At 43.7% G+C, this 18,602-nt stretch carries 18 protein-coding genes; 13 read left to right on the forward strand and 5 right to left on the reverse strand.

Annotation, left to right across the window (positions count from 1 at the left end; all coding sequences use genetic code 11):
• The first annotated feature begins 146 nt into the window (after positions 1-146).
• Positions 147-2,783, forward strand: coding sequence for a hybrid sensor histidine kinase/response regulator (locus tag FR741_RS17615; protein WP_109168962.1), 2,637 nt, complete (start codon positions 147-149; stop codon positions 2,781-2,783).
• A 62-nt stretch (positions 2,784-2,845) separates the two neighbouring features.
• Here the strand turns inward: FR741_RS17615 and FR741_RS17620 are convergent, their stop codons facing one another.
• Positions 2,846-4,183: an MATE family efflux transporter gene (locus FR741_RS17620; RefSeq protein ID WP_167427331.1), complete on the reverse strand. Its 1,338-nt coding sequence runs from the start codon at positions 4,181-4,183 to the stop codon at positions 2,846-2,848.
• Positions 4,184-4,304: 121 nt separating this feature from the next.
• Positions 4,305-4,619, reverse strand: coding sequence for a DUF496 family protein (locus FR741_RS17625; RefSeq protein WP_005373603.1), 315 nt, complete (start codon positions 4,617-4,619; stop codon positions 4,305-4,307).
• Between the two features lie 241 nt (positions 4,620-4,860).
• Here FR741_RS17625 and FR741_RS17630 point away from each other — a divergent pair, with 241 nt between their 5' ends.
• The 8 genes from FR741_RS17630 (at position 4,861) to FR741_RS17665 (ending at position 13,092) form a co-directional block, all read left to right on the forward strand.
• The gene (locus FR741_RS17630; protein WP_031780656.1) at positions 4,861-5,064 is read left to right on the forward strand and encodes a hypothetical protein; all 204 of its coding nucleotides are present in this window, start codon (positions 4,861-4,863) and stop codon (positions 5,062-5,064) included.
• 165 nt (positions 5,065-5,229) lie between these two features.
• Positions 5,230-5,880 (forward strand): YceH family protein, encoded by a 651-nt coding sequence (locus tag FR741_RS17635; RefSeq protein ID WP_047008119.1) that lies wholly within the window; start codon positions 5,230-5,232, stop codon positions 5,878-5,880.
• Positions 5,877-6,197 (forward strand): GIY-YIG nuclease family protein, encoded by a 321-nt coding sequence (locus FR741_RS17640; RefSeq protein WP_012842363.1) that lies wholly within the window; start codon positions 5,877-5,879, stop codon positions 6,195-6,197. Before FR741_RS17635 ends, FR741_RS17640 begins: the two co-directional genes overlap by 4 nt.
• A gap of 320 nt (positions 6,198-6,517) precedes the next feature.
• Entirely contained in the window at positions 6,518-7,615 is a 1,098-nt protein-coding gene (locus tag FR741_RS17645) for an autoinducer 2-binding periplasmic protein LuxP (RefSeq protein WP_005397733.1), read from the forward strand.
• A complete protein-coding gene (gene luxQ, locus FR741_RS17650; RefSeq protein ID WP_167427332.1) occupies positions 7,615-10,191 on the forward strand; it encodes a quorum-sensing autoinducer 2 sensor kinase/phosphatase LuxQ in 2,577 nt (858 codons plus the stop codon). The genes FR741_RS17645 and luxQ overlap by 1 nt, the downstream gene beginning before the upstream one ends.
• A gap of 301 nt (positions 10,192-10,492) precedes the next feature.
• Complete coding sequence (locus tag FR741_RS17655; protein ID WP_005397727.1) at positions 10,493-10,948, forward strand: MarR family transcriptional regulator; 456 nt, start codon at positions 10,493-10,495, stop codon at positions 10,946-10,948.
• A 35-nt stretch (positions 10,949-10,983) separates the two neighbouring features.
• Complete coding sequence (locus FR741_RS17660) at positions 10,984-12,042, forward strand: HlyD family secretion protein (protein WP_104972361.1); 1,059 nt, start codon at positions 10,984-10,986, stop codon at positions 12,040-12,042.
• Between the two features lie 12 nt (positions 12,043-12,054).
• Positions 12,055-13,092 (forward strand): DUF2955 domain-containing protein, encoded by a 1,038-nt coding sequence (locus FR741_RS17665; RefSeq protein ID WP_109168965.1) that lies wholly within the window; start codon positions 12,055-12,057, stop codon positions 13,090-13,092.
• 2 nt (positions 13,093-13,094) lie between these two features.
• On the opposite strand, the gene FR741_RS17670 is transcribed toward FR741_RS17665, so the two are convergent.
• Both FR741_RS17670 and FR741_RS17675 read right to left on the reverse strand, forming a co-directional pair.
• Positions 13,095-13,757, reverse strand: coding sequence for a flagellar brake domain-containing protein (locus FR741_RS17670; protein WP_065646235.1), 663 nt, complete (start codon positions 13,755-13,757; stop codon positions 13,095-13,097).
• A 94-nt stretch (positions 13,758-13,851) separates the two neighbouring features.
• Positions 13,852-14,778, reverse strand: a complete 927-nt coding sequence (locus tag FR741_RS17675; protein WP_047008123.1) for a DMT family transporter — start codon at positions 14,776-14,778, stop codon at positions 13,852-13,854.
• Between the two features lie 148 nt (positions 14,779-14,926).
• On the opposite strand from FR741_RS17675, the gene FR741_RS17680 reads away from it, so the two are divergent.
• Both FR741_RS17680 and FR741_RS17685 read left to right on the forward strand, forming a co-directional pair.
• On the forward strand, positions 14,927-15,382 hold the full coding sequence (locus tag FR741_RS17680) for an Lrp/AsnC family transcriptional regulator (protein ID WP_031780652.1): 456 nt from the start codon (positions 14,927-14,929) through the stop codon (positions 15,380-15,382).
• 5 nt (positions 15,383-15,387) lie between these two features.
• Positions 15,388-16,011, forward strand: coding sequence for a class I SAM-dependent methyltransferase (locus FR741_RS17685; RefSeq protein ID WP_104972363.1), 624 nt, complete (start codon positions 15,388-15,390; stop codon positions 16,009-16,011).
• A 526-nt stretch (positions 16,012-16,537) separates the two neighbouring features.
• On the opposite strand, the gene FR741_RS17695 is transcribed toward FR741_RS17685, so the two are convergent.
• The gene (locus FR741_RS17695) at positions 16,538-17,086 is read right to left on the reverse strand and encodes a hypothetical protein (RefSeq protein WP_053807963.1); all 549 of its coding nucleotides are present in this window, start codon (positions 17,084-17,086) and stop codon (positions 16,538-16,540) included.
• A gap of 103 nt (positions 17,087-17,189) precedes the next feature.
• Between FR741_RS17695 and FR741_RS17700 the strand changes: the two genes are divergently transcribed.
• Together FR741_RS17700 and FR741_RS17705 are read left to right on the forward strand one after the other, a co-directional pair.
• The gene (locus tag FR741_RS17700) at positions 17,190-17,858 is read left to right on the forward strand and encodes an SH3 domain-containing protein (RefSeq protein WP_145534611.1); all 669 of its coding nucleotides are present in this window, start codon (positions 17,190-17,192) and stop codon (positions 17,856-17,858) included.
• Positions 17,859-17,983: 125 nt separating this feature from the next.
• Positions 17,984-18,463, forward strand: a complete 480-nt coding sequence (locus FR741_RS17705) for a hypothetical protein (protein ID WP_104973502.1) — start codon at positions 17,984-17,986, stop codon at positions 18,461-18,463.
• Positions 18,464-18,602 lie beyond the last annotated feature (139 nt).

Genomic DNA, 18,602 nt, shown 5'->3' on the forward strand with positions numbered 1-18,602 from the left:
TCATTGACCGATGGCGAAATAAGCGGAATGACCATGGTTTTGGTAGGTGAATGTTGTTTTAAAGTAACCATGTCGTATATGCCTTTCAATGCTAGAAACTAGTCTAGTATTAAATAATCGGATGAGATCAACCATTGGGCTGATGGATGTTGAGATTATCAATAAAAACACGCTTAGCACTCCTCGCACTATTACCCACGGTGGTGATAGTGGTTTTTGCAGTTCAGCAGTTTTCTGACAATGCGTTGCGCGTAAGCCGTCTCAATCAAACGGTAATCAATATCCAAGGTTTCCAGTTGATATCCCAAGCCTCTCACTTTATATACTCCATAGAGAAAGCACGCCGCCAGCCTACGCTTCAAGCATCAGCCGCACTTAATATAGAAGAACAAGACGGTGTTATTTCTTCCATGCATCAAAAATTCGTCAGTAACCCCAATACCGCGGAATATGCTGATGAGCTGAAAGAGGCCATGCTAGGGGTATTATCCGGTAGGTTGGACGAGATGGATGACCTTGGCGATTGGGCATTTCAACTGCTTCAAAATATGTCGCGCTCTTTGCTACAAAATCATCAGTGGTATGGCAGTGAGGACGGTATTCGAATGCAGAATTTTATTGCTTACCTTGCTCAGCTGTCTTTTTGGACACAGAAAGAAGCCTGGTTGACGCATCGCCTAGTTCAAGATCCTAAGAGTCGGTTGAGTCAGAGTCTGTTTTTTCAGGCTATTGATCGACAGCAGCAAAATTTGGATGCGTTTTTAAATTTAGGAGGGTCATACGATCAAGTTGATAAACTGCTAGGCTTGTTTACGTCGCCCAGATATCAGAGAAATTTGGCATCTCGTGGGCGATTAATGTCAGGGGACATGTCACGTAGTGACTATGAAGCGTATTTGAGAGAACTCGATTTCCGTGTGCAACGCTTGCAAGTACTCATTGATGGGTTCACGAAACAAACAGAGCAATCGCTCCTAACACAAGTTCATGAACAAAAGACCAATATTGCGATGATTACCTCTGGCGTTATTTTGGTTATCGTCATGCTTTGCTGGCTTGGCTTTGGCACTTGGTTTCGGGTTAATAGCAAACTAGATGCGATTATTCATACCTTAACGGCGCTGATCAACGATGAAGAGAAACAGACGAAAGTCAAAGTCGATGGCAGTGATGAACTGACGATTTTCGCTCAGCAAGTGAATCGAGTGGTTGAAGAAAAGCAGAGACAAACAGACGAAATACTCCATGCTAAAGAGTCAGCAGTGTCTGCTAATCGCGCTAAATCAGTATTTCTTGCCAACATGTCGCATGAAATACGTACCCCCCTAAACGGTATTATGGGCATGACGGAGATACTCTCTCAAAGCGAGTTATCTTCCCATCAACAAGAAGTCGTTGATGACATTGACTCTTCATCTCAAACATTGCTTACCTTGCTTAACGATATTTTGGATCTTTCTAAAATCGAATCTGGTCGACTGGAGTTGTCGCTAGTCGAGGCCGATATCCGAGAGGTGGTGTACCAGTCGATGGTTTTATTTCAATCCAAAGCCACATCTAAACAGCTAGAGCTGGGGATTAACTTAGCTGAAAACATTCCAACTCGAGTGATGGTTGATGATCATCGCATCAAGCAGGTCATCACGAATCTGGTATCGAATGCGGTCAAGTTTACCGAAAGCGGTCATATACGTGTTGATGTCAGTTATGACGAGTTACCTGAGAACGAGCGCGGAACGCTGATGTTTAAAGTCGAAGATACCGGGATAGGCATTGAACAAGATAAGTTAACGACGATTTTTGAACCCTTTACTCAGGAAGATGAAGGGGTGTCGAGGCAGTTCGGTGGAACGGGGCTGGGATTGGCAATTTGTCGTCAACTGGTATCCATGATGGGAGGGCAGCTTATAGCGACATCCACAAAAGGAGTGGGCACATGCTTTGAATTCTCTATTGAGGTTGACGTTATTCCGATGTTTGGCTGGCGCTCGGACGTGATAAATAAAGGGCTCTTGATCTGCACAAATTACGATTACGCTGATCAACTTTTGAAAGAGTGTCGATTAGCGAAAATCAATCTCTTTGGTGCGAATAATGTTAATGAAGTAAAAGCAATAAACGATGACTTTGATGTCATATTTCTGTGCCATAGTGACGACTCCAATACGGATGAAGCCTTAGATGAGTTGTCACTCAAGTATGATCTTCGTCGTGTGATTATTTGTCAGCATCATCTATCCACTCCCTACGACAATGCAGAAAGAGTACATGCTGTGCTCACATTGCCTTTTCTTGGCAATCGATTTAAGCATGTCATTGACGATTTAGCGAAGGTAGAAAAAACCATTTCAAGTGACGCTGTCACTAATAGTATTCCAAAGTCTGAATATCGAACGTCGCGCTCTCACAGGAGGATCTTAATCGCGGAGGATAACTTGATGAATCAGAAAATAGCGAGTTTCTTTCTGGATAAAGCAGGATATGACTATTTGATAACAAGCAATGGACAAGAAGCGTTGGAAGCCATCACAAAGGGAGAAGAATTCGATGCAATTTTAATGGATTGTATGATGCCGGTGATGGATGGACTGACCGCGACGAAAGAAATTCGTCGTTGGGAAAAGAAAGCCGGGCGTGAGAAAACGACCATTATTGCGCTCACCGCGAGTGTTTTGGAAGAAGACATTCACAACTGTTTTGCTGCAGGTATGGATGCTTATTTACCTAAGCCTTATAAATCGAATCAGCTATTTGAGCTCTTCAATGAATTAAAACTCGCCTAAATCGATAACATTTCAAGACGATAAAGCCCCAATCAAAGGGGCTTTATTTTAACCATGTATTGTTATGCGTTTGCTTGAGCGCCAGCGAGTTTACGTATGGTTTGTCGATAGGTTAGGTAAGCGGAAATGCCCGCCAGAATGTTGCCCATACAAGCGCCTAAAAGTAGACCTCGGATTCCCCCCATTTGAGCGCCAACCCATAAGCAAGGAAGGAAAAAGACAAACAAGCGTAGCGCTGAAATGGTGAGCGCGGTGTAAGACTTACCTAATGCATTGCAAAGAGAAACCATCAACATACATACACCTAGTGAACCTAAGCTGATAGGAACAATCAGCAAATGCATTTCTAATACTTGCTCTACTTGAACATCACTGGTCATCAGTAGTGCAAGTGGGTTTGCGACGGCAAACGTAATGGCTGCGATCAAAAGTTGAAAGCCCAGAATGAATTTTACGGCAATACTGACTAGCGATTGGATATCTTGGTAGTTCTTTGCGCCAAGTAAGCGCCCGACCATTGGGGGCATAGACATTGTCAGCGCTAACACCGAAACGATAGCAAAGAATTCGTAGCGTGAACCGAGCGCCCAAGCGGCGACTGCTGCGGTCCCGAAGCTTGCCAACAACTTTGTTGCCAACATGGACGACAACGGAGGCAGCAGTTGGCTGATCATCGCAGGTCCCATGATGTTACCGATAGACGCAACACTTTTAGTTACGTTGAGGTCTTGCCACTGCGTTGTTGCCCAGTGATTCTTTTTTACGCGAGGCGCGACGACTAAAATACCAAACCCAAAAGCAACGATGGTTGCTATTGCGGCTCCGTTAATGCCCAAGTCAAACGTGAAAATAAATAGTGGATCGAGCACAAGGTTCACGCCGCTGGTCACCATCATCATTGTGCCAGGCAACATGGTGTTGCCGTTAGCTCGGCAAATACTGTAGTAAAAATATAAAACCGCGCCAGTCCATGAACTTAGCAGCCACCAAGGCCAGTAGCTGTCGATAATCGGCATCACAGACTCTGGAGCACTTAATAGAGATAAAATGGGGTAGCGCAAAAGCCAAATTAGCCCTCCAAAAACGGCTACACCGATTGAGCCAATCATCAAAACTAAGCCACCGAGCTGTTTGGCATAACGACTTTCATTCGCACCAAGCGCTTTAGAAATGACAGCAGTCGTGGCGATACCTAAACCGACTTGAATGCCGATAATGACCATTTGCAACGGAAGAGTAAAACCTTGAGCGGCCAAAGGTAAAACGCCGAGCTGACCGATAAACGCACTATCTACAAGCTGAAAGCTCATTAAAGATAGAACGCCAAATAGCATTGGCCAAGTCATCGTAAATAATTGTTTTGCAAGTGTTGGTTGTGTACTTGTCGTAGTTGAGGACATAGAAAGCTGAATGCGTTAGGAATAAGAGTTGGATTGATTGTACACGGCGCTTAGTTTAGAGACAAAAATAAACCCCGAGTAAGGTAGCCTTACTCAGGGTTGGAAAATCTAGCTTAAGCGTTTATTTTTTGCCGCTAGTTTGCTTGTCTTCTTCAGTCAGTTCGCGAATACGACGGCTGATGTCACGACGTGCTTTAGAGATTTCTGCACTTTTGATGATGTGGTCATCAACACGATCTTCGTAGTCTGCTTTCATATTTTTGATGATTGCGACGATTTCATCGTGAGTCATTTCTGGTTTGATGTAATCTAGAAGGTTTTCTAGAAGGTCAACACGTTTGCGGTTATCACGAACTTTCTTTTCGTTATCAAGCAGCTCACGTTTTAGTTTGTTTTTACGACGAGCTTGGTTAACGATTTCAAATACGCTACTCATAGTTCTCTTTCCTAATTTTATGAATATCTCCCTCGATTAAAGCACAACATCCAGTGGCATAACAGTCTTTAGATCAATCACAATGCAGAGTTGAACATTTCTCAACCAATTGCGATGTGTCTACATAATCACGCTTCTTTAATCGAGTTTTGGGCAACATCGTAGAATCCATCGATGCATTGTCATAACGTGGCCTTCACTATATTATCAACACCATTGAATGCAAAATGATGAACTTGATATGGACTCTGGGAACACTGCGGAGCAAGTAAGTAGTCAAGATAATGAGCAAGCCACTCGCTCTGTGGCTGAAAAGTTAAAAACAGCGTATATCAACGCTCGCGAGCAACTCGAAATCATCGAAGTTGAGCTGAATCGTTCAAAAATAATGATGGTTGATCAAGATGGCAATTTGACGAAAGTGCCAATTCTCTCGGAGCATTGATACCTGACCCGATTCGCAAAGGGTGCCAGGTCTTGCGCTATGCTTTAGCCTGACACCGACACCTGAATCGTTAACGCTTCTTGCATCTCTTTGCCAATGTATGATGCATGATTTCGAAGCGATTTAGGTACCAAGTCAAATGCAAAAATAATAAGGAAATGCATTATGAAAGTTGAGCTAACGGCAATTGAAGCACGAGTCATTGGTTGCTTGATCGAAAAAGAAGTCACCACCCCAGATCTTTACCCCCTCAGCCTAAACGCTTTAACCAACGCGTGTAATCAAAAAAGCAACCGTGATCCCGTAATGTCGCTCTCTGAGTCAGACGTTCTCGATGCCGTTGATGCTCTAATTGAGCGTAGGCTCGTCAGTGACGAAAGTGCGTTTAACAGCCGTGTTAGCAAGTATCAGCACCGTTTCTGTAATACGGAGTTTGGTGATTTAAAACTGACAGAACAAGAGAAGGGAATCGTGTGCTGTATGCTTTTGCGTGGTGCTCAAACGCCTGGGGAAATTCGCACTCGTACCAATCGTCTCGCGACATTTCATGATGTAAAAGAAGTTGAAACGGTTCTGGAGCACTTAGCAAGCGAAGACAAAGGGCCATTAGTGGTCAAGTTACCGCGTGAAGCCGGAAAGCGAGAGTCACGCTATATGCATTTGTTCTGTGGCGACGTTGACGTCTCTGAGCTAGCAGTGCCAGTGTCAGCGGCTGGCTCTAATTCTGATCGAGTCAGCCAGTTAGAGCTCGAAGTTGCTCAGCTTAAAGAAGAGCTCGATGAACTAAAAGCTAAGGTCGAGTCACTACTTTCATGATTGAAAATACAGCGCAGCGTTGGAGTGTCTATTTGATACGAAATAACCGCAATGCGCTGTATTGCGGTGTCACAAACAATGTTGAGCGAAGATTCAATCAGCACCAAACGGGCAAAGGAGCGAAAGCTTTAAAAGGAAAAGGTCCCTTGGTATTGGAGTGGTCTTCGGATTTTGATTCAAAGACACTTGCCATGCGGGCTGAGTATTATATTAAGCAACTAACAAAAGCTAAGAAAGAGCTGCTTGTTACGTCAAAAGCAAGTATTGTCGTTGATGAAAATCAGCAGATGATGTTAGAAATGGCTTTATCGAAATAAGCGTTCGCGACATGCCGAATAACAAAGAAACCGTCCACTGAGGCGGTTTCTTTTTAGTTTTGGAGTACCATGTAAGAACAAACTGACGCATAATGGGTTGGTGTTCTGTTTAAACACTCAGAGTATGAAAAGGAGAAATGATATTTTGTGACCTTACAATTAGGTACACAATAAACGTTTATTCGTTCCAACTCAGACTAAGAACCAATTTATTATTGAAACAGGCACTCAGAGGAAGGTAGATTACAAGAGTAAAGGATGACTCGGCTAGGTAACGAATAGAGCTGAATTAGGCTCATAAAAAGCTAAAAGAGCAGTAGATGAAAAAAGCGTTAGTATTCTCCCTGATGTCAATGGCCACTGTCGCGCCGATAGCGCAAGCCACTCAAGTCCTCAACGGGTATTGGGCATATCAAGAATTTTTAGACCAGTTTCCAGAACAGAAGCAGTTAACGAATGCGTTGGCTGACGCCGTGCGAGAGACTCCCGTTCCGGTTGAAAGAGACAAAAAGCGTCCGTTAAAAATTTCTGTGGTTTATCCAGGTCAACAGATTTCGGATTATTGGATTCGAAATATAGACGCATTTGAACAGCGTTTAGATAAACTTGATATCGACTATCAACTTAATCAAGTTTTTACCCGTCCCAACGCAGATATTAAGCAACAAAGTTTGTCTTTAATGGAAGCGCTGAAGAGCAACTCCGATTATCTGATTTTCACTCTCGATACCACTAGGCATCGTAAGTTTGTTGAACACGTCTTAGACTCAAAGAAAACCAAGTTGATCTTACAAAATATCACTACACCGGTAAGAGATTGGGAGGATCACCAACCGTTCCTTTATGTTGGTTTTGATCATGCTGAAGGCAGCCGTGAGCTTGCTGTGGAGTTTGGTAAGCGTTTTCCAAAACAGAGCCATTATAGTGTGCTCTACTTTTCAGAAGGGTATATCAGCGATATCAGAGGCAATACCTTTATCAATCAAGTCAACCGTGATAACAACTTTGAACTACAATCTGCTTACTATACCAAAGCGACAAAGCAGTCTGGGTATGAAGCAGCAAAAGCGAGTTTGGAAAAATACCCTGACGTCGATTTTATTTATGCGTGTTCTACAGATGTGGCGCTAGGGGCTGTTGATGCGCTGAAAGAATTAGGGCGTGAAGATGTCATGATCAACGGCTGGGGTGGCGGCTCTGCAGAATTAGAAGCGCTTTCGAAAGGGGAGTTAGACGTTACTGTTATGCGTATGAACGATGATACTGGCATTGCAATGGCAGAAGCGATTAAGTGGGATCTTGAAGGGAAACCCGTTCCAACCGTTTATTCTGGTGATTTTGAAGTCGTCACGAAATCGGATTCTCCAGAAAGAATTGAAGCATTAAGAAAACGCGCATTTAGATACTCAGACAATTGATGACAACTACATCAAAAACAAGAAAGCGTCGCTCATTGTCGACGCTTATTACGAAAATAATCATTCTCGTACTTGCTCCGATCATTTTAGGCATCTTCGTTCAGAGTTATTACTTCTCGAAGCAAATTATTTGGCAAGAAGTGGATAGAACTAAGCAACAGACGTCAGCGCTGATTCTTAATATTTTTGATAGCCATTTTGCTGCGATTCAGATTCATCACAACAGTAACTCGAAGAGTGATGTTGTTTTAGATTTTTATACAGAACGGGATGAAGAAGCTCTCAATTACTTTTTCATGAGTATTGACCAGAGTGATCCTTCTCATACGCCAGAATTTCGCTTTCTCACCGATCATCAAGGCATTATTTGGGACGATGGGAATGCGCATTTCTATGGCATCAATAACTTGATTCTCAATGATCTCGCGAGCCAAGTGACTTTTAGCAACAATTGGTATTACCTCCCTTCACATACCCCAATGGGAACTCGCCATCTGTTACTGCGTCGTGTGCCGGTTTTACAACCTAAAACCGGTGAAGTGATGGGGTATTCTTACAATGTTGTTGTTCTAGATAACAACTTCGGGTTGATGGAAAGACTAAAAAACGAAGGGAACGTTGATAATGTTGTTTTGGTGGCCAACGATACGCCACTAGCTAGCTCACTAGTCGGAGATGAAGCGTACAAGATATTTGATGTTCTGAAGCGGCGAGAGTCTCAGCAAAAGCTTGACCAGTTGTTGATCATTAAAACCCCTATCGAAGTCAATGCTGCCACGACGGATTTGTGTTTACTAACCGTACAAGACAATCAGAGTGTTGTGACGCTGCAAATCCAGCACCTTTTGGCGATGCTGGCTTCAGTTATCGGGATGGTGATGATTGCGTTGATGACCAAAGAGTGGATTGAGAATCGAGTCGTCGAAGAGCTTGGCTCGTTGATGGCATACACTCGTTCGGCTCGTGAAGAAAAAGGGTTCGAACGGTTTGGTGGGTCGGATATCGAGGAGTTCGATCATATTGGTTCGACACTAGAAAACACCTTTGAAGAGCTGGAAGCGCAAAAGCGTTCATTCCGCGATCTGTTTAACTTTGCGTTATCGCCGATTATGGTGTGGTCAGAGTCTGGCGTACTCATCCAAATCAATCCGGCAGCCCGCAAAGAATTGGTCATGGAAAACGACATTGAAACCATGCACCCAGTGTTTAAAGGCTTCAAAGAAAAGTTGATGCCTCACCTGCGAATGGCAGCTCAAGGAGCCACGTTAACTGGCGTCAATGTACCAATTGGAGACAAGGTATATCGCTGGAACTTATCGCCGATTCGAGTTGACGGTGATATCAGCGGTATCATTGTTCAAGGTCAGGATATTACGACGCTTATTGAAGCGGAAAAACAAAGTAACTTGGCACGTAAAGAGGCAGAAAAATCCGCCCAAGCACGTGCCGATTTTCTGGCTAAAATGAGCCATGAAATCCGAACGCCAATCAATGGAATTCTGGGAGTTGCTCAATTATTAAAAGACTCGGTCGAAACGGAAGAGCAGAATAACCAAATTGACGTACTCCGACATAGTGGTGAGCACTTACTTGCTGTTTTGAATGATATTTTGGATTTTTCGAAGATTGAGCAGGGTAAGTTTAATATTCAAAAGCACCCGTTTTCGTTCACTGACACGATTCGGACGTTAGAAAACATTTATCGTCCAATTTGCGAAAATAAAGGCGTTAACCTCGTCATTGAAAACAAGATTGATCCCAATGTTGAAATCTTTACTGACCAAGTTCGTCTGAACCAAATTTTATTCAACTTAGTCAGTAACTCAGTTAAGTTTACCCCCTCGGGCAGCGTACGCTTGCATGCGGAACTGGAGCAGTTCTACGGCGCCGAAAATAGTGTGTTGGTAGTGGAAATTACGGATACGGGCATCGGCATAGAGCCCGATAAGCTCGACCAAATGTTCGAACCTTTCGTTCAAGAGGAAGCAACGACCACTCGAGAATACGGTGGCAGTGGCTTGGGACTGACCATTGTGAAAAGCCTCGTCGATATGCTGGAAGGTGACGTTCAAGTACGTAGTCAAAAAGGTTTAGGCACGACCTTTGTTGTTACAATGCCAGTGAAAGATCGTGAGCGAGTGCTCACCCCTCTTGATTCAAGCTTGCGAGTTAAGCCTGGGGAGTTATTCGCAGAGAGTCTAAAAGTACTGTTGGTAGAAGATAACCATACTAATGCCTTCATTCTTAAAGCATTTTGTAACAAGTACAAAATGCAGGTTGATTGGGCAAAAGATGGATTGGAAGCGATGGAGTTCTTAAAAGATCATACTTACGATTTGATTTTGATGGACAACCAACTGCCGCATCTTGGAGGAATTGAAACAACCAAAGAGATCCGACAGAAGCTGAAGTTAGGCACGCCAATTTATGCTTGTACTGCCGATACGGCGAAAGAAACCAGTGATGCGTTTATGGAGGCGGGCGCGAATTACGTATTGCTCAAACCGATTAAAGAAAATGCGCTGCATGAAGCCTTTGTTGACTTCAAGCAGCGATTCTTAATTGAACGAACGTGATGAACTCATTCGCTATGAGCCTTAATTGATAATTCAATCGCTCACTAAACCGAAAAGCACAACGCCATAACTTAGGGTTGTGCTTTTTTTGTATCTCAATGCTTCACTTGTTGATAAGCCAGGAGTGCTGATATCACCTTTAGTGTCGTATATCACTACTATTCAACCCAAGTACTACGTTGCGTTACGCAAACTTGTTCTCCAATGGCATATTCTATGTGATTTAAATCACAAAAACTTATTTACTTAGCGTGCTAACTATTTTATATTACTTAGCAAGCTAAGTAATTGAGTAGATCTTATGATTCAAGACATCAACAGTTTGCGCGACCTTTCTCTGGCTGAAAAGTTATCTCGCGTTGCCCGTTTGTGGAAAATGGTTGCAGATCGCGAGTTGGAGCCTTTAAACCTGACGTACCCGCGTTGGACTGCGTTATGGAAACTTTATCGAATGGGCGACAACGTTAGTCAGAAGCATTTGGCTGAAGCGCTTGAGATTGAGTTGGCATCGCTGATGCGCACATTAAAGCTATTAGAAGAGCAATCTCTGATCACTCGCCATTGCAGTGAGCATGACAAGCGAGCACGCATTGTTAGCCTTACAGAAGAAGGTAAAACCCTACTCAAGCAAATGGAGACTCGAATTCTTCAAGTCCGGAGCAAGCTACTGACGGAAATCAATGACCAAGAGCTTCAAAAGCTTTCATTGATCCTCGATCAGATTGCTCACAATGCACTTGATTCACTTAGCGAATAAGTCAGAAACCCGAATTAAAAGAGAAGTAAACGCCTATGACTCCAGATCAAAAATTCGCACGTTGGATCAAGTATTCTTGCGTCGCGTTTGTCCTTGTCTTTGCCTATTTTCTAGTCGCAGATCTCGCCATGCCACTGACGCCTCAGGCAATGGCAACGCGAGTGGTAACTAAAGTAGCTCCCCGTGTGAGTGGACAGATTACGCATCTTTATGTTGCCAACAACCAAGAAATAAGCCAAGGCGATCTACTATTCCAGATTGATCCACAGCCTTATCAGCTCGCCGTAGAAAAGGCTCAACTTAACCTTGAGCGTGTGATTCAAAATAATGAACAGCTTGATGCCTCTATTGCAGCGGCAAAAGCGGACGTTGAAGCGAGCAAAATTGTCGCCGAGCAAAAAGTTCGCGAAGCCAAACGTCTTGATACATTGTTTCATCGCAATGGCACCTCGCAACAACAGCGTGACGACGCACAAAGTAGTGCAACGGCAGCCAGAGCAAACTTACTGGCCGCGCGCGCTCGTTTAAAAGAGTTGGAAGTAAACCGAGGCGATTTAGGTGCGACGAATGTAAATATCCGCGTGGCACAAAACCAGCTAAAACAAGCGGAACTTAATCTGTCTTACACTCAAGTAGTGGCCGAACATGATGGCGTTGTCGCTAACTTGCAACTGGAAACGGGTGCCTATGCAGCAGCTGGTACACCTCTCGTGGCTTTAGTCTCGGATGACGTGGATATTATTGCCGACTTTCGTGAAAAGAGTCTGCGACACTTCAATCAGAACAGTCGGGCGTTAGTGGCCTTTGATAGCTTGCCTGGTGACGTATTTGAAGCTCGTATTACGAGTGTGGATGCGGGGGTAAGCTCGGGCCAGTTTGATGCGGATGGCCGTTTAGCGACACCGACAGACTCAAACCGTTGGGTGAGAGACGCGCAGCGTTTACGTTTACATTTAGCTATCGATGAACCTCAACAGCGCGCATTTCCGGCCGGGGCACGTGCGACTGTGCAACTGTTGCCAGAAAACTCGTTATCTGGCTGGTTAGCGAGATGTCAGATCCGATTTTTGAGTCTTCTTCATTACATTTATTAACGGGGAGGCGATATGAAGTTATGGGATCATCCCATGTCGGAAAACGACTTCCGTCAGTGTTTGCGCATTGCAACTGGCGCGACCATTGGCTTCACCTTATGTAAGGTCTTTGGCTGGAATTATGGCGTATTTTTTACCGTAACACCGATGTTGTTACTTGGAATGGTACCAGTCATGAGCCTGCATGCCGCACGACAGCTGATTTTTTCAGCGGTCGTATGCGGATTAGAGGTCGGTATTCTTGGTGGGCTATTTGGTGGACATCCTGGCATGATGACGATCATCGCCTTCGGGTTGTTTTTGTATAAGTTCGCCTGTATGTCAAAAGGGAGCTTATTCCTGTTTGGGGCAAATAGCGTGCTGAGCTTGAGCATCATGCTGCATTTTGCGAGTTATCCAACAACCGACTTAAATGATCTGATATTCAGCAACCTACAAGCGAATGTTATTTCAGTGATCGTGGCCTACGTCGTGACATTTTTGATCCCTGATGCAGAGCCTCGTCAGCCACCGGCAAAACCATCTCAGCCTAAACAGAGTCACCGCATGCGTCATGAAGCCCTTATGGGGGCGAGCATCGCTACAATGTCTTTCCTTGTATTCCAGCTATTTGACCTCAGTGATTCTATGTCCGCTCAGGCGACAACCTTGCTTTTATTGTTTCCTATGCATTGGAACGGTGCTTTAGGGTATGCGCGCAAAAGAGCAATGGGGACCTTGATGGGGGTAACCTTTGGTATTGCTGGGCAGCTCGTACTATACGATTGGTCGGATACCTTGCTGTTTATCGTCCCACTGCTGTGGATTGGCGCGATGATGTTCAGCTATATGCATGTAAAAGAGTCTAGTGGGTCAGGAGCTGGGTTTGGCGGATTAACTACATTAGGTATTTTATTTGGCCAATACCTGACCCCGGATGGCGATTTAATGTTCAGCGCGCTGTATCGCGTGAGTAGTATTTTGTTTGCTATTGTTGTCACTCTGCTCTTGACCTATGCGGTGCACAGAGTGCTCAACAGCTTTGAGGCGACGCGCTTTAGCCAGCAGTAAGTTCAGACGTTACTGGTTAGAAAGGACTGCTCCAGTAACTCTGTTTTTAGCTCGTGACTCATCGCTATTGGGCTTTCAAACTTAATTCCTATTACCCAGCCTTTCACCAACTTCTTAATGTTGGCAATGACACACCGATTTTCTTCTCCGATATAGTGACTTAGAGAAGAGTCGATAGTGACACTTTCACCAACGTTGAATTCAGGCTCTATAAAGGTTGAGATACCAATACCTGCCAGTGAGAAGTCGATAAGGCTACCGTCGTAAACATTCCCCGCATGAACAATCTTACAATCCATTTGCAGCTTATATCGTTCGTGTTCCCGGACTGGTTTGGTTGCAAATGTTCCTGGAATTCGAATAAATAAAAGGGGCGAAGGACGAACCGCAGTTGTTAGAACACTGGATTTAAATGCAATGACATGGCCTAACTCCGTATCTGATACACCACGCACGATGACATCGGCGTTTGGGAGTTTTCTCATCACTTGCTCTTCAAGCAAACGCATCGGTATATCAAGAATCAAATACGCGTTCTCTTTCATCCCAAGATAGGTGGTGGAATACGTATACTGGTCCTTAGGCCCAAACTCGAAATTAGTCGAAAGTTTCATTCCCGGTTTGAGGAATCTATGCAGTTCATCTTTAGTATGAGTGGCAGGCATTACATTGGCGTTTTAATTATTGGTTAAATCGAGGCTATCAAAACGCCATTTTGTTATTCAAGATAGTAGGACAAAAGTTTTTGTAAAATTATCGCTATCTGTGAAGTGGTGGGCGATAAGTTTGGCTCATTCCATCTTTCATAAAGATTTGGCTTGCCACAATACTGCCGCAGGTTACCAGCATCAGCGCTAACCAAGTCAGTGAATCTGGTTGTTCACCAAAGATTGGAACGGCAAGAAGTGTCGCGACGACTGGAGTTAATGACCCAAAAGCAGCACTGGCTTCGGCGCCAATAATTCGGATTGCATAGATAAAGGTAAAAGAAGCGATTAAGCCTGCGCCGACACCTTGCAACATCGCGTGGCCAAATAATTCTTCCCACGGCCACTGACTGATCGGCGTTATCGCTAGGTAACTATCTACCCATCCGAAGCCAACCGCAATGATGAGCAGTGCCAAAGACGCGATTGCAACGAATCCAGCACAGACATGCGCATTAAGGTTAGCAACACGAGCACTGATGGTGAAAACAGCCCACATAATGCTACCGGTTAGAAACAGGATGTGGCCTTGTAATTGAGACCAGTTGTACTCTGCACCGCTATTAGAAAGAAGAAATACGAAAATCCCTAACAGCACCGTAGAAAGCCCGATTAAGCGGTGAGCACTCAGCGACTGTTGATAGCACAACACCGCGATAGCAGAAACAAATAATGGCAAAGTACCAGGTACTAATGCACTGCCGTGCGCCACGGGAGCGAAGTGCATAGCTGTGCCGACGACCAGCAGGTAGGGCAGGCCACTCCCTACCACAACACCAGTTAGGTAGCGTTTAGGCACGACGCGAAGCGCCTGCTTATGCTTAATCACAAATGGTAATAAAATTAAACTTGGGATTAGAAAGCGAACTAGCGCGATATCGGCTGGCTGCAAGTTAGAAATTGCGCCCCCTTTTAAAGAAATAAAGAAACCAGACCAAAGCAGTAAGGTCGTTAATATAGCTGCGTATCCCAAGATCATTGTCGGCATGTCCATTTGTAAATGATGTGTTAATTGTTGAATAAAACACGTGCCAAAGGGAGGCAAAGTTTGACGTAATTAAGCTTGATGTTGGTGATAAAGCGCGTATAAATGTTAATTGTTAGTGATTATTGGCATGGAAGGATAAATGGACAAAATTGACAGGCAACTGATCAACTTGATGCAGAAGGATGCAACCCTGACTACGGCAGAGCTCGCTGACAAAGTAGGATTATCGGCATCACCTTGTGCAAGACGCATTAAGCGTTTAGAGCAGGAGGGCGTAATTAGCGGTTATCGAGCCATTGTGTCCAGAGACACGGTGGGTATTGCGATGACCGTATTTGTTGAAGTCAGTTTGAACAACCACCAAGCTTCTTCGATTGATGAATTTGAACATGCTGTTGTTGAAATGGACGAGGTGATCTCGTGCCATGTTGTATCAGGGGCTTATGATTATTTGTTAGAAGTGGTCAGCAAAGATCTCGCTGGCTATGAAACATTCACTAGAAAGCTACAACGATTAGAAAACGTAAAAGATATCCATACGCACTTGGCGATTAGACAAGTGAAAGGAAATGGAAGCTTGCCGATTTATGCATAAGAAAGATGAAATTTCTCGATAGACTTAAGATTGCTCACTATCACCGAAAGCGATACCGACAGTTCGGTACAGACAGAGCGCGAACGCTGGGATGGAGAGATAAGTACAGCCAAATCAGTCGATTTGAAGCCTTGTGCCGTGGGTTAACGTTAGACGGTTCAAGTCTTTTAGATATTGGGTGTGGCTACGGAGACTTATTAGCGTTTATTGAGTTCAACAATCTGCGCCCCCAAAGTTATATTGGCATTGATCAGCAAAAACAGTTTATCTCTGAGGCCAGAAAGCGGGACTTTCGTACTCAAAGTGAGTTCGTATGCGGTGACTTTTCAACTTTGCTATTGCCCCGTAGTGATTATGTCTTTGCTTCTGGATCATTGAATTATCAATCCGCGAATCCAAATCATACCATTGAGATGATCGAGAAAATGTACCGGGCCGCAGAGAAAGGGTGCGTGTTTAACTTATTGGATGAAGAAAAGCTGCCGAGCATGAGAATGCTCGCATCGCATAATAAAGTTGGGGTGTTACGCTATTGCCGATGGCTATGTCCAGACGCACAATTGATTGAGGGTTATTCCGATCACGACTTTACGATTGCGATGATCAAAAAAGCGGAATCAGTTTCCTGACTCCGCCTTATAAATTCTTAAGCCTTATTGGTGCTTGTATTGTGAGATTTCACAGTTACCTGTGTATCTATCAACCTTGAATGAGAACGCAGCTGAATGGTATTCCCTCCCATCACTCCAAATTGTTTCTCCGAAGATTTTACAAAGGTCCAAATCGCTGATTGAACCAAACTCTTTTACGTGCCTAACTACTGACAAAAACTTGGCTTTGGTAGCATTAGGACAGTCCCTGTTACTTAATCGATTGATAACCATGGTTGTAGCATCATCTCCAGCCAAATGTGACTTTTTATTAAATTTTATTAATGGGTAAATTAACCAAAAATTGGCCATAAGTAAAGCATTATTGTGACGTATGTCTCTATAAGTTGCCTCTCTTGGTCATGGTTTAGTCAAGTTTGTAAAAGGGAACAGTCCCATTTTTTACATATAATGTTGGGATCACTAAAAGAGGGAATTAAAGCACGAATAACGTCTAATATTGGAGTGAAAACCCGACATCGTCTTTTCAAAACGGGCTCGATTTTTACCTCGAAACATCTTGAGCGTATTGAAGCGATCTCGCTTCTTTATCATAGAGTTGCGCTAGTGCTTGGTACTGTGAAGAAAGGCGTTTGTAATCCTCGGTAAGTTGCAAAGCGTTGGTGTTATACCACTCCGCAGTGATTTGATTGGCAGTTTCGTTTGACTCACGGCACTTTTGGGCAAGTTTCTTCCATCCATTTGCTGACCATTGAGATTGTGTGCTCAATTTAATCAACTCATTAGCTTTAGTCGTGAGTTCTTCTTTATATTGAATGGAGGCTTTTAATTGAGTTTTGAACGCATTTTGGTTCGAGCGGGCGCGCCAAAGTAATACGAGTTCATGTAGGGAAAAGGTTTGGGACAATAACTGACGCTGCTTATGTTCGGCTAAAAGTGCATTGAATACCTCAACATGCTTATTGTAATTGGACTCTAAACGATTGAATTGGGTAAGATTGTCATTCCACGACGATGGTTTACATTGAATATTGGCGTGCCCCATAATGGGGAACAGAAGAAGCAACAGTATCCAATTGAGTTTGTTGATCATTATTGCTCGCGTTAGTTGACCGACCCTTTTGAGTATATACCCAAATTTCCGCGACATGCGTGTTGCCGGTGAGATAAGAACAAAGAATGAAAAGGAAAAGTACATGAAGAAAATTCTCATCGCATTGATTGTCATACTGTTGCTCGGTGGGGCGGGTGCTGGATACTATTTCTTCTTTATGCAAAAAGATGAACCTGAAGCGCCAAAAGCTGCGCAAGTGGAGCAAGTGCCAGTGGAAGAAGAAATATCCAAACCGATTCTGGATTTAGAAACCGCCCCCCCTGAAGTGACCGAATACTATGTCATTGAGCGTCGAATCAATGTTTACAATAAGCCAAATGTTAATGCTTTGGTTGTTGATACGCTCTATAAGGGAGAAAAAGTATCGGTGTTAGAAAAAGTGGATGGTTGGTATCGAATCTCTGGTTACCTTGTTTATGAAGAGGGCGGTGAAGAAAAAGCTGAGTGGTTGAATGCCGAAGGATTATCTGATGCAGAGCCAGTTATTAAAGAACAAGAGCGTTTGGAAATACTGGATGGATATTTGCAGAAGTCGGATGATTTAAAAGTCCACTTGGACATCTTCCGCAAGAAAACCCAGCAATTGTTAGACGATGAAACCTGTGATCCGAGTGATTTTGAAGAGCTCGGTGGCTGGGTTCGTTCGGTTACTTATGACAAGCGCAATGTGTACTTCATTTATTGTGGTGGTTTGGAGCAAGAGAACAAAATCTATTTAGATGTCGATAAAGGCGATATCTTTTACCGTTAACAGAGCGCCTTTAGTTTAAAGCCTCTAGAGATTTATAACTTTTTAGTTGTGAACCATAATTAATAGGAATACTATCATCGAGTCGAGTGAAAAAACTCGACTCGTTTTGTTTTTAGTGAGTTCTTATGTCTCAGATTTGCTTGAAAAAATTGCTTTTTATGCTGCTTGCGATGGTATTGCTACCAGCGCATGTTTTTGCTGCGCAAATCGATCAGAAAGCTCATTTACCTTACTTTTCTAAGCTGCAACCATTTGTTGCGAGTATTGCTTTTGCAAATACCTCAATCGATTTTTCTGAAGTCTCAGAAGAAACGACGCAGTCTCCGATTTCTGAAAGTCATGCAAGACTCGATACGCTAGCTCTATTTAACACTCAACGTTGGGTTTCTCACTTACGTGAAGGCCTCGATGATGAGCATGTTGACGTTGTTGGTGACCTAAACACGCCTTTCTATGTTGACGCAGGTTATGCCTACAGCCTGATGGATATCAATTGGCGTCAAAACCAGTACACTTTTTATCATTTCACAAGCGATCATCGCATTTCTGGTTGGAAAGAGACCAACGCAATGTACGTCGCACTCAATAGTCAGTTTTCTGCCTAAACACCATCTATTTGCCCATTGTGCACTCTTAACACGACGATTGTATTCAACAGGGCGTAACCGTCCTGAGCATTTCATACCCTGAATTTATTCTGGGGGCATCTGTCGTGTGTTAAGCCTTGTTATTAAAAGCTTCACT

It is taken from the genome of Vibrio diabolicus, assembly GCF_011801455.1.
GTDB classification, from domain to species: Bacteria; Pseudomonadota; Gammaproteobacteria; order Enterobacterales; family Vibrionaceae; genus Vibrio; species Vibrio diabolicus.